Raw genomic sequence first — 11,180 nt, forward strand, 5'->3', positions numbered from 1 at the left:
TGCGGGCCCAGCAGATCGCACTCGAGAACCGTCTGCCGTGCATCTATCTCGTGGACTCCGGCGGCGCGTTCCTGCCGATGCAGGACGAGGTGTTCCCCGACCGCGAGCACTTCGGGCGCATCTTCGCGAACCAGGCGAAGATGTCGGCCCTCGGCATCCCGCAGATCGCGGCGGTGCTCGGCTCGTGCACGGCGGGCGGCGCGTACGTCCCGGCGATGAGCGACGAGACCGTGATCGTCCGAAACCAGGGCACGATCTTCCTCGGCGGACCCCCGCTCGTGAAAGCCGCGATCGGCGAGGTCGTCACGGCCGAAGAACTCGGCGGCGGCGAGCTGCACGCCCGCCGGTCGGGGGTCGTCGACCACCTCGCCGAGGACGACGACCACGCCCTCGAGATCGTGCGCGACATCGTCGCGACGCTGCCGCCGCCCGTGCGATCCGCCTGGGAGGTGCAGGAGCCGGTGGCATCCGCCGTCGACGCGACCGGGCTCTACGACCTCGTGCCCGTCGACGTCAACCAGCCGTACGACGTGCGCGGCGTGATCGACGCCCTCGTCGACGCCGACAGCTCCTACGAGTTCAAGCGCGAGTACGGCACGACGCTGGTGACGACGTTCGCGCGCATCCACGGGCACCCCGTCGGGATCGTGGCCAACAACGGCGTGCTGTTCCGCGAGTCCGCGCTCAAGGGCGCGCACTTCATCGAGCTGTGCGACCAGCGCGGCATCCCGCTCGTCTTCCTGCAGAACATCTCCGGCTTCATGGTCGGCAAGGACGCCGAGGCGGGCGGAATCGCGAAGGACGGCGCCAAGATGGTGACCGCAGTGGCCACCACGCGGGTGCCGAAGCTCACCGTGATCATCGGCGGCTCGTTCGGCGCCGGGAACTACTCCATGTGCGGCCGCGCGTACGACCCCAGGTTCCTGTGGAGCTGGCCGGGCAGCCGCATCTCGGTGATGGGCGGAGCCCAGGCGGCATCGGTGCTGTCCACGGTGCGCGCCTCCGACGACGAAGCCCAGGTCGCGGCGCGGGAGCGCGCGATCCGCGAGCAGTACGAGCGGCAGGGCAGCCCGTACTACGCCACCGCACGGCTCTGGGACGACGGCATCATCGACCCGGTCGACACCCGCGACGTGCTCGGGCTCGCGCTCGACGTCGTCTGCCGCGTCCCCCTCCCCGAACCCGGCTTCGGCCTCTTCCGGATGTGAGGCCGAATGGCTGAGTCAGCTCTCTTCGACACCGTCCTGGTCGCCAACCGCGGCGAGATCGCCCGGCGCGTCATCCGCACCCTGCGCCGGCTGGGCATCCGGTCGGTCGCGGTGTACAGCGACGCCGACGCGGGCGCGCCGCACGTCTGCGAGGCGGACGACGCCGTGCGCATCGGACGGGCCGCGGCATCCGACTCGTACCTGGACATCGCCGCCGTGCTGGACGCCGCCCGGCAGACCGGCGCCCAGGCCATCCACCCGGGCTACGGGTTCCTCTCCGAGAACGCCGCCTTCGGAGCCGCCTGCGCCGCGGCCGGCATCGTCTTCATCGGGCCCGACGCGGAGGCGCTCGAGGTGATGGGCGACAAGATCCGCGCGCGCGACCACGTGGCCGCGCACGGGGTGCCCATCGTGCCGGGATTCAGCGCGGCCGGGATGACGGATGCCGAGATCCGCGAGAATGCGGATGCCACCGGCTTCCCGCTGCTCATCAAGCCGTCTGCGGGCGGGGGCGGCAAAGGCATGGAGGTGGTCCGCACCGCCGCCGAGCTGCCGGATGCGCTCACGACCGCGCGGCGCATCGCGCGGGCGAGCTTCGGCGACGACACGCTGCTGCTGGAGAGGCTCATCGACCGCCCCCGGCACATCGAGGTGCAGGTGCTCGGCGACGGTCGCGGCGGCGCGGTGCACCTGGGCGAGCGCGAGTGCACGCTGCAGCGGCGTCACCAGAAGGTGATCGAGGAGTCGCCGTCGCCGATCATCGACGCGGCCACCCGGGAGCGTCTCGGCGCGGCGGCATGTGCGGCGGCGGCATCCGTCGACTACCGCGGCGCGGGCACCGTGGAGTTCATCGTCGCGTCCGATCGGCCCGACGAGTTCTTCTTCATCGAGATGAACACACGCCTGCAGGTGGAGCACCCGGTCACCGAGGCCGTGACCGGTGTCGACCTCGTCGAGCAGCAGCTGCGGATCGCCGCCGGGCTCGGATACGACGTGCCGCCGGGTCCCGTCGAGCTGCACGGTCATGCGATCGAGGCCCGCGTGTACGCGGAGAGCCCGGAGCGCGGCTTCCTGCCCGCCACCGGGACGGTGCTGCTGTGGGAGCAGGCGCCGGGAGCCCGCACGGATGCCGCCGTCGAATCCGGCAGCGCCATCACCGCCGACTACGACCCCATGGTCGCGAAGGTCATCGCGCACGCCGACGACCGCGGCACGGCGCTGGCGAAGCTGGATGCCGCGCTCGCCGACACGGTGCTGCTCGGCGTCGACACGAACATCGCATTCCTGCGGGAGCTGCTCGCGCAGCCGGACGTGCAGGCGGGGACGATGGACACCGGTCTCATCGACCGGATGCCGCCCTTCGTGGCACCGGAGCCGGGGGAGACCGCGCTGCGGGTCGCCGCGCAGGCCGTTGTGCGACCGCGCGATCGGCGCGCGGCGGCCCGCTCCGGCGACGTGTGGGCTGCGCTCGTCGGCTGGCGATCGGCCGCCGCTCCGGTCGTCGCCCCCGTCTTCCTGCGCGACGGCGGCGGGATGGTCCACGCGGTCCTGCCGGCGGATGCGGCCGAGGAGGCCGTGGAGGTCGCCCCCGACGGCACCGTCTGGGTGCACGCCGACGGACTCACGTCCGCCCTGCGTCCGCTCAGCCGGCGGGAGGCGGGTGAACTCCACCGGGCATCCCTGCTGCGCGAGGATGCGGCATCCCACCCCGACCTGCCCGCACCCATGCCCGGAGCCGTCGTCGCCCTGCACGTCGCCGACGGGCAGGTCGTCGCGACCGGCGACCGGATCCTGTCGATCGAGGCCATGAAGATGGAGCATCCGATCACCGCACCGCACGACGGCACGGTGCGACTGCACGTCGCGGTGGGCGACCAGGTGCAGCGCGACCAGATCGTCGCCGTCGTCGCCGCCTCGAGCCCAACGAACCCCGGCGAAGGAGCCTGATGGACAGCACATTCGACCTCACCGACGACGAGCGCGAACTCGCGGCCGTGGTGCGGCAGTTCGCCACCGAGGTGATCGCCCCGATCGCGTACGAGGCCGACCGCACCCACACGCTGCCCCTCGACGTGGTCGCCCAGATGGGGGAGCTCGGCCTCTTCGGCCTGCCGTTCCCGGAGGAGTACGGCGGCCAGGGCGGAGACCTCTTCGCCCTCGCCCTCGCGATCGAGGGCATCGGCCGCGTCGACCAGTCCCTCGCGATCACGCTGGAAGCGGGCGTCAACCTCGGTGCGATGCCGGTGTTCCGCTTCGGCACGGAGCAGCAGAAACAGGAGTTCCTGCCCGACCTGCTCGCCGCCCGGGCGCTCGCCGGCTTCGGTCTCACCGAGCCCGAAGCGGGATCGGATGCCGGCGCCAGCCGCACCACCGCGCGGCTCGACGGCGGCGAGTGGGTGATCAACGGGTCGAAGCAGTTCATCACCAACTCCGGCACGGACATCACCCGCTTCGTGACGGTCACCGCGGTCACCGGCGAGCGCTCCGACGGGCGCAAGGAGATCTCCACGATCATCGTGCCCAACGGCACGCCCGGGTTCACGGTGCAGCCCGCGTACGACAAGGTCGGCTGGCACGCCTCGGACACGCATCCGCTGAGCTTCGACGATGTCCGGGTGCCGGAGGAGAACCTCCTCGGAGAGCGCGGCCGCGGGTTCGCGAACTTCCTCAGCATCCTCGACGAGGGCCGCATCGCGATCGCGGCGCTGTCGACGGGAGCCGCCGAGGGATGCCTCGAAGCCGCGCTCGACTACGCCGGCAAGCGGGTCGTGTTCGGCGAGCAGCTGGGCACCCGGCAGAGCATCCAGTTCATGCTCGCCCGCATGCAGGCGCGGGTGCACACCGCCCGCCTCGCATGGCACCACGCCGCCCGCCTGCGCGACGCCGGCCGTCCGTACAAGGCCGAGGCCGCGATCGCGAAGCTCACCGCGTCGGACGCGGCCATGGACAATGCGCGGGATGCCACCCAGATCTTCGGCGGCAACGGGTTCATGAACGAATACCCGGTGGCGCGGCATTTCCGCGACTCCAAGATCCTCGAGGTGGGCGAGGGCACCAGTGAGGTCCAGCTCATGGTGATCGCGCGCGACCTGGGTCTTCCGGCGTAGCGTGGCGGGCATGAGCGAGCCCGAGGTCCCCCGCGACCCGATCGTGCAGCGCGGCCGGTTCTACGACGAGCTGGAGGTCGGCCAGGTGTTCGCGCATCGGCCGGGCCGCACCGCGACCGAGGCCGACAACGTGCTGTTCACGACCCTCACGATGAACAGTCAGGCCCTGCATCTGGACGCCGCGTTCGCCGAGACGCAGCCGTTCGGGCAGCGCCTCATGAACTCGATGTGGACGCTCGCCACCATGGTCGGAGCCTCCGTCGCCCAGCTCACGCAGGGCACACTCGTCGCTCAGCTGGGACTCTCGGACATCGCCTTCCCGCATCCGCTCTTCGCCGGCGACACGCTCTATGTCGAGACCGAGATCACCGCCAAGCGGGAGTCGGCGTCCCGCCCGGGCCAGGGCCTGGTCACCATGCGCCACACCGGACGCAATCAGCACGGCGACGTCGTGGCGACGGCCACCCGCGTCGCGCTCATGTGGCTGAGCTCCGAGACGGAGGCGGGGTGGTGAGCGCATTCGCGCTGCCGGGCCCCGCGCTGCTGTTCTGCCCGGCCGATCGGCCCGAGCGGTACGGCAAGGCGCTCGAGCGGGCGGATGCCGTCATCATCGACCTCGAGGACGCCGTGGCGCCCGCCGACAAGGCCGGCGCCCGCAGCCGCCTCATCGACACGGAGCTGCCCGCCGAGCGCGTCATCGTGCGCATCAACGCCCTCGACACCGCCGACGCGGCGCCCGACCTCGCCAGCGTCCAGGAGACCGCGTACCGCACCGTCATGGTGGCCAAGGCCGAGGACCCGGAGCTGGTCGCGGCGCTCGACCCGCAGCTGCGGATCATCGCGCTGTGCGAGACCGCGCGCGGCGTCGTCGAGGCGGAGCGGCTCGCCGCGCTGCCGAACGTGGTCGGGCTGATGTGGGGCGCCGAGGACCTCGTGGCATCCCTCGGCGGCACCTCCAGCCGGCGCCGCACCGGTCGCTATCGCGACGTCGCCCGCGCTGCGCGCGCCCGGGTGCTGCTGGCCGCGGGCGCGTTCGGCAAGGCCGCGATCGACGCGGTGCACCTCGACATCGCCGACCTGAAGGGCCTCCGCCGCGAGGCGCGGGATGCCGCGGCATCCGGCTTCGCGGCGACGGCCTGCATCCACCCGGGCCAGGTGCAGGTGATCCGCGACGCCTACCGCCCCGATCCGGAGACCGTCGTGTGGGCGCAGCGGGTGCTGGATGCCGCCGCGGGCGAGCGCGGCGTCTTCCGGTTCGAGGGCCGGATGGTCGACGAGCCGGTGCTGCGCCACGCCCGGTCGGTGCTGCGCCGCGCGTAGGCCTCAGTCGAGCACCGGCTCCAGGTAGCGCAGCCGGTCGAGCTCCATCAGCAGGGGATACGCCGCGGTGTTCGGCAGCGACTCGTGCGCCGGAGGGTACGAGCCGCCGGTGGCGTGCAGCAGCACCTGCCGGATGAGGGCGCCGTGCGTCACGACGACGACGGTCCGGGCGGCCGGGGCGTGTTCGGCGCGCAGGTCGCCGTCGATCCGCCGCAGCGCGGCCAGGGCGCGCACCCGCACCTGCTCCCGGGTCTCCGCATTGGGCACGACGGCGTCGGCCCAGGAGCCCCAGCGGTCGAAGAACTCGGTGTCCGTGACGCCCTCGGCGTCGCCGTAGCCGCGCTCGCGCAGCCCGTCGTAGATGCGGGGCGCGGCGGCCCCGAGCTCGGCGGCGATGATCTGCGCGGTCTCGTGCGCGCGCGACAGGTCGCTCGACACGACGATCGGCGCGGCATCCCCGACGGCGTCCCGCAGCGCCGAGCCGGCATCCTTCGCCTGCCCGCGCCCGGTGTCGTTGAGCGGGATGTCGGTGGTGCCCTGGATGCGACGGTCGCGGTTCCAGTCGGTCTGGCCATGGCGCACGAGGATCATCCGGGTCACCCTCCGACCCTACTGGGCGCGTTCTGGGTGCGTGCTGGGCATGCGGAAATCGCCTCTTGACGGAAGCGCAGCCGTGCGGCACCATAAGTGAATGGCTTTCACTAAGGAGGCGGCACCGCAGCCGCCCGCCCCGGTCGCCGGCGACCGGGGCCTCAAGAAGAACGCGCTCGGCACGCGCGACATCGTGTTCATGCTCGTCTCGGCCGCCGCGCCGCTGACGATCGTCGTCGGCATCGCCCCGCTCGCCCTCGCGGTGGGCGGCCCGGGCGCGCCGGTGATCTACATCGCCGCCGCCGTCGCGCTGGCGCTCTTCGCGATCGGGTTCATGGCGCTCACCCGCCACGTGACCTCGTTCAGCGGCTTCTACGGCTACATCTCGCAGACGCTCGGGCGCGTCATCGGACTCGGCTCGGGTCTGACCGCGTGGATGAGCTACAACGGACTGCAGATCGGCCTGTACGGGCTTCTCGGCATCCAGGCGAGCCTGTCGCTGAAATCGCTCTTCCACCTCGACGTGCCGTGGTGGGTGTGCGCCCTCGTCGCGATCGCCGCGGTGTGGTACCTCGGCTGGCGCGGCATCGAGGTCGGCGCGCGGGTCGTCGCCGTGCTGCTGAGCCTCGAGACGATCATCGTGGTGATCATCGCGGTCGTGGTGATCGCCAAGGGCGGCGCCCACGGCATCTCGATGGCGTCGTTCGACCCGAAGAACGTCTTCAACCCGGGCATGGCCGCGGTGCTCACGCTCGGCTTCTCCGCGTTCATGGGCTTCGAGGCCGGCGCCCTGTACCGCGAGGAGGCGCGCAACCCCGACAAGACCGTGCCCCGCGCCACCTACATCTCGATCGCGTTCATCGGCCTGTTCTACGCGTTCTCGGTCTGGATCATCGTCAACGCCCTCGGCGCCGACAAAGTCCAGGCGTTCGCCGCCGGGCATCTCAACGCCGGCGACACCGCCTACATCGTCGCCGCGCAGTACGTCGGCCCGTGGTGCGAGATGGTCATGAGCGTGCTCATCGTGACGAGCATCTTCGCGTCGCAGCTCGCGTTCCACAACACGATCAACCGCTACACCCTGTCGCTGTCGCGCGAGGGCATCTTCCCGGCCTGGGCGGGCCGCATCAGCCCGCGCCACCTCACCCCGTCGACCGCCGGAGTGGTGCAGACCGTGCTGGCCGTCGCGCTCGTCGCGATCTTCGCCGCCCTGAAGCTCGACCCGTTCACCCAGTTCGTGATCTGGGTGAACACGCCCGGCGTGCTCGGCATCCTGATCCTGCAGGCGCTCACCGGGATCGGGGTCATCGGGTACTTCCTCCGCCACCGCAGCATCCGGCTGAGGTGGTACGTGATGCCCTCCGCGGTCGTGTCGCTCGTGGTCATGCTCGTCGTGATCTGGCTGTTCATGCAGAACGCGGAGCTGTTCACCGGCGCGCCCGCCGGGTCGCCGCTGAACACCGTGCTCATCGTCATCGCGCCCGCGGTGCTCGTCGCCGGGGTGGTCTGGGGTCTCGTGCTGCGCCGCCGGCGTCCTGCCGCGTACGAGCGGATCGGCACGGGAGACTGAGGGAATGACTCAGACCGTGCCGAAGAAGCGGGGACGCCCGAAGACGCCGAGACTGACCCGGGATGCCATCGGGCAGGAGGCCCTCGCGATGCTCGCGCAGACCGGCACGGTGACCCTCCCGGGGCTGGCCGAGAGGATGGACGTCGGCCAGTCGGCCTTCTACAAGCACGTCGCGGGGCGGGCCGAGATCATCGAGCTCGCCCGCGGCGCGCTCGTGGAGAGCCTGCCCGAGCCCGACCTGGAGGACCCGGACCTCGGACTCGAGGACGTCGTCCGGCGGCTGTTCCGCACTCTCGTCGCGGCCTTCTCGGCGGTGCCGGCGCTCACCCCGCTGCTGTTCGCGCAGCCCGTCAGCCACCCCTCGACCCTCGCGGTCTACGACCGGGCCGCCGCCCGGATGATGGAGCTCGGGATGCCGCGGGCGCTCGTGCTCCCGGTGCTCGAGACGCTCGACACCGTCGCCGCGGGTGCCGCGATGGACAAGCTCGCCCCCGCGAGCGCCTGGCAGGTGCCGCCGGACCGGGAGAGCGACTTCGCGGCACTCGTCGCCGCCCACGACTTCGCCGAGGACGTCGATCCGATCGCCGTGATCGAGGACGTCCTCACCGTCGGCATCCTGCACCGCGTCGCCCGCGCGACCGGCGCAGCCCAGTGATCCAGAACCTCGAACAGGAGACCTCCCCATGACCACCGAGACCGCCGTCGACCTCGTCATCCGCACCACGAGCCTGCTGCCGTCGGCCGACGCCGACGCGGCCCCCGGGTTCGTCGCGGTCGCGGACGGCGTGATCGTCGCTCTCGGCGAGCCCGACGAGGCGGATGCCTGGGCGGCGGGCGCCGCGCGCGTCATCGACGTCGGCGGTGCGACGGTCATGCCCGGCCTCATCGACGCGCATATCCATCCCACGCTCGGCGGTTCGATCGCGCGCGGCCTCGACCTGTCCGGCATCCAGACCCGCGCCGGCGTGCGCGAGGCGCTCGCCGCCCATGCCGCGACCACCCCGCATGCCGTGGGCGAGGACTGGCTCGTGGGGTGGGGGCTCGACCCCGCGTGCTTCGAGGGCGCATCGTTCGACAACGCGCTGTTCGACGGCGTGCTCGACGACGAGCTGGTGTACGTCACGCTGTTCGACGGGCATGCCGCGCTCGCCTCCGAGGCCGCGCTGCGCCTCGCGGGCGTCACCGGTCGGGAGGAGCTCGAGGGCGCCTCGCGCGTCGGGCTGCGCGCCGACGGGTCGCCCAGCGGCATGCTGTTCGAGATGCCCGCGAGCGACCTCGTGATGCGGCACGTCCCCGCCCCGACGTTCGACGAGCGCGTCGACGCGCTCGAGGCGCTGCTGCACGGCATGGCGGCCTCCGGCCTCGTCGCCGGCCAGATGCTGGACCTCGAGATGGACGACTCGATCGCGCTGTTCGAGGCGGTGGAGGCGCGTGGCGACCTCGGCATCCGGGTGCGCATCTCGCCGTGGGTCATGCCCGGATTCGCCGAGGGACGCCTCGAGGAGCTGCTCGCGCTGCAGGGTCGGCAGGGCCGCAGCTGGCACGTGCAGGGCATCAAGCTCATGATCGACGGCACGATCGACAACGGCACGGCCTGGCTGTTCGAGCCGGACTCGCAGGGCGAGTCGACCGAGTCGCTGTGGCTGCACCCCGAGGAGTACGTGCGCGTGCTCGAGTTCTTCCACGGCCACGACGTGCCGACGACCACCCACGCGATCGGCGACAAGGGCGTGTCGTTCGTCGCGAACGCCATCGCCGCCCTGCCCGATGGCTCCGCGCAGCATCGCATCGAGCACATCGAGACACTGCCCGACACCGTGCTCGCCGAGATCGTGGCATCCGGCGCGGCGACGAGCCTGCAGCCGACGCACTGCACGCTGTACTCGAAGGCCGACCACTCCGACAACTGGTCGCAGCGCCTCGGCGACGAGCGCGCGGACCTCGCCTGGCGCACCGGCTCGCTCCGGGATGCCGGCGTGATCGTCGCCCTCGGCTCGGACTGGCCGATCGCGCCCTACGACCCGCGCAGCATCATCGCGGACGCCCGCCTGCGACGGCCCGTCAGCCGGCCCGACCTCGCCGCGAACCACGCCGAGGAGGCCCTCACGGCCCGGCGCACCCTCGACGGCTACACCTCCGAATGGTGGCGCTCGGTCGGTGAGGCGGGCGGCCGCCTCGAGGTGGGCGCCCGCGCCGACATCACCGTGCTCGGCGCGGACCCGCTCACCGCGGCGCCCGAAGAGGTGGCGGCGGCATCCGTCGTGCTGACCCTCGTCGACGGTCGCGTGTCGGCCGACTTCACAGCCTGAGAGACGGCGAGGCCGAGGATAGAGTCGGCGTGTGACCAGCGCTGTTCCGTACCTCGACCTCGCCGACCCCTCCTTCGACGTCACATCGGAACCCGTCCACCGGGCGCGCGACGACAGCTGGTACGCCGAGACCCCGTACGGGTGGGCGATCCTCCGGTACGAGGAGGGCACCGCGGTGCTCAAGGACCGCCGCTTCCAGCAGGGCAACGCGCGCTGGCCCGCCCAGAACGGCATCCACGAGGGGCCGTGGCAGCAGTGGTGGGCGGAGACCCTCCTCAGCCTCGAAGGCGACACGCACGCGCGGCTTCGGCGCCTCCTCGGCCCCGCCTTCCGCAGCCGGGCGATCGAGCGGATGCGTCCGGAGTTCCAGGCCCTCGCGAACGTGCTGATCGACGGGTTCGCGCCGCGCGGCCGGGTGGAGTTCGTCTCGGAGTTCGCCGAGCCGTACGCGTCCCGCATCCTCTGCCTGCTGCTCGGCCTCCCCGACGACGAGTGGCCGCAGGTGGCGCACTGGGCGGACGACCTCGGCAAGTCCTTCGGCGTCAACGTGCACGGCGACCTGCCGCGCATCGAGGCCGCGCTGCAGGGCCTCACCGGCTACATCGAGGACGTCGTCGCGGATCGCGCGCGTCAGCCGCGCGACGACCTCGTCACCACGCTGCTGACCGCCCACGAGCAGGACGATGCGCTCGACCGCCGGGAGCTGTCCGTCGCACTCGTCTTCCTCGCGTTCGCGGGCATGGAGACCACGCGCAACCAACTGGGCCTCGCGCTGCAGACGTTCCTGCGGCATCCGGACCAGTGGGCGCTGCTGGCGGAGCGCCCCGAGCTCGGCGGCCGAGCGGTCGAGGAGGTGATGCGCGTCAACCCGACGGTGACGTGGGTGACGCGCGAAGCCATCGAGGACGTCGATCTGCACGGCCTTCAGGTGCCGGGGGGCGTGACCCGGCTCAGCGGGGAGTGAGCGCGGTCGCCAGCGCGGCGAGCGCCTCGCTCGTGCCGGTGTCGATCTTCACGGTGGCGGCGGCATCCGCCCGCGTGGTGCCGCGATTGACGATCACGAGCGGCATGTGCT

General features: G+C 72.0%; 10 protein-coding genes. 9 read left to right on the plus strand and 1 reads right to left on the minus strand.

Features of this window, described 5'->3' with window-relative positions:
• From VJR25_RS03280 to VJR25_RS03300, 5 genes are all read left to right on the plus strand, one after another.
• On the plus strand, positions 1–1,208 hold a 1,208-nt coding region (locus VJR25_RS03280; protein WP_324112487.1), incomplete at its 5' end, for an acyl-CoA carboxylase subunit beta.
• A gap of 6 nt (positions 1,209–1,214) precedes the next feature.
• Entirely contained in the window at positions 1,215–3,155 is a 1,941-nt protein-coding gene (locus VJR25_RS03285) for a biotin carboxylase N-terminal domain-containing protein (RefSeq protein ID WP_324112488.1), read from the plus strand.
• Entirely contained in the window at positions 3,155–4,315 is a 1,161-nt protein-coding gene (locus tag VJR25_RS03290) for an acyl-CoA dehydrogenase family protein (RefSeq protein WP_324112490.1), read from the plus strand. The genes VJR25_RS03285 and VJR25_RS03290 overlap by 1 nt, the downstream gene beginning before the upstream one ends.
• Before the next feature lie 10 nt (positions 4,316–4,325).
• A complete protein-coding gene (locus tag VJR25_RS03295; RefSeq protein WP_324112492.1) occupies positions 4,326–4,829 on the plus strand; it encodes a MaoC family dehydratase in 504 nt (167 codons plus the stop codon).
• Complete coding sequence (locus VJR25_RS03300) at positions 4,823–5,635, plus strand: CoA ester lyase (protein WP_324112494.1); 813 nt, start codon at positions 4,823–4,825, stop codon at positions 5,633–5,635. The genes VJR25_RS03295 and VJR25_RS03300 overlap by 7 nt, the downstream gene beginning before the upstream one ends.
• Before the next feature lie 3 nt (positions 5,636–5,638).
• Here the strand turns inward: VJR25_RS03300 and VJR25_RS03305 are convergent, their stop codons facing one another.
• A complete protein-coding gene (locus VJR25_RS03305) occupies positions 5,639–6,226 on the minus strand; it encodes a histidine phosphatase family protein (RefSeq protein ID WP_324112504.1) in 588 nt (195 codons plus the stop codon).
• 100 nt (positions 6,227–6,326) lie between these two features.
• Here VJR25_RS03305 and VJR25_RS03310 point away from each other — a divergent pair, with 100 nt between their 5' ends.
• Genes VJR25_RS03310 through VJR25_RS03325 form a run of 4 tightly spaced genes read left to right on the plus strand, consistent with a single transcriptional unit; the run spans position 6,327 to position 11,069 of the window.
• Complete coding sequence (locus VJR25_RS03310) at positions 6,327–7,796, plus strand: APC family permease (RefSeq protein ID WP_324112496.1); 1,470 nt, start codon at positions 6,327–6,329, stop codon at positions 7,794–7,796.
• 4 nt (positions 7,797–7,800) lie between these two features.
• Entirely contained in the window at positions 7,801–8,451 is a 651-nt protein-coding gene (locus VJR25_RS03315; protein ID WP_324112498.1) for a hypothetical protein, read from the plus strand.
• 28 nt (positions 8,452–8,479) lie between these two features.
• Entirely contained in the window at positions 8,480–10,105 is a 1,626-nt protein-coding gene (locus VJR25_RS03320; RefSeq protein ID WP_324112500.1) for an amidohydrolase, read from the plus strand.
• 31 nt (positions 10,106–10,136) lie between these two features.
• Entirely contained in the window at positions 10,137–11,069 is a 933-nt protein-coding gene (locus tag VJR25_RS03325; protein WP_324112502.1) for a cytochrome P450, read from the plus strand.
• Positions 11,070–11,180 lie beyond the last annotated feature (111 nt).

This window comes from Microbacterium sp., assembly GCF_035277845.1.
Classification (GTDB): Bacteria; Actinomycetota; Actinomycetes; order Actinomycetales; family Microbacteriaceae; genus Microbacterium.

Bases quoted from the DNA above. Each gene is read 5' to 3' on its own strand.
- VJR25_RS03320 (WP_324112500.1), top strand. From the start codon at position 8,480: ATGACCACCGAGACCGCCGTCGACCTCGTCATCCGCACCACGAGCCTG.
- VJR25_RS03290 (WP_324112490.1), top strand. From the start codon at position 3,155: ATGGACAGCACATTCGACCTCACCGACGACGAGCGCGAACTCGCGGCC.
- VJR25_RS03310 (WP_324112496.1), top strand. From the start codon at position 6,327: ATGGCTTTCACTAAGGAGGCGGCACCGCAGCCGCCCGCCCCGGTCGCC.
- VJR25_RS03315 (WP_324112498.1), top strand. From the start codon at position 7,801: ATGACTCAGACCGTGCCGAAGAAGCGGGGACGCCCGAAGACGCCGAGA.
- VJR25_RS03305 (WP_324112504.1), bottom strand. From the start codon at position 6,226: ATGATCCTCGTGCGCCATGGCCAGACCGACTGGAACCGCGACCGTCGC.
- VJR25_RS03285 (WP_324112488.1), top strand. From the start codon at position 1,215: ATGGCTGAGTCAGCTCTCTTCGACACCGTCCTGGTCGCCAACCGCGGC.
- VJR25_RS03295 (WP_324112492.1), top strand. From the start codon at position 4,326: ATGAGCGAGCCCGAGGTCCCCCGCGACCCGATCGTGCAGCGCGGCCGG.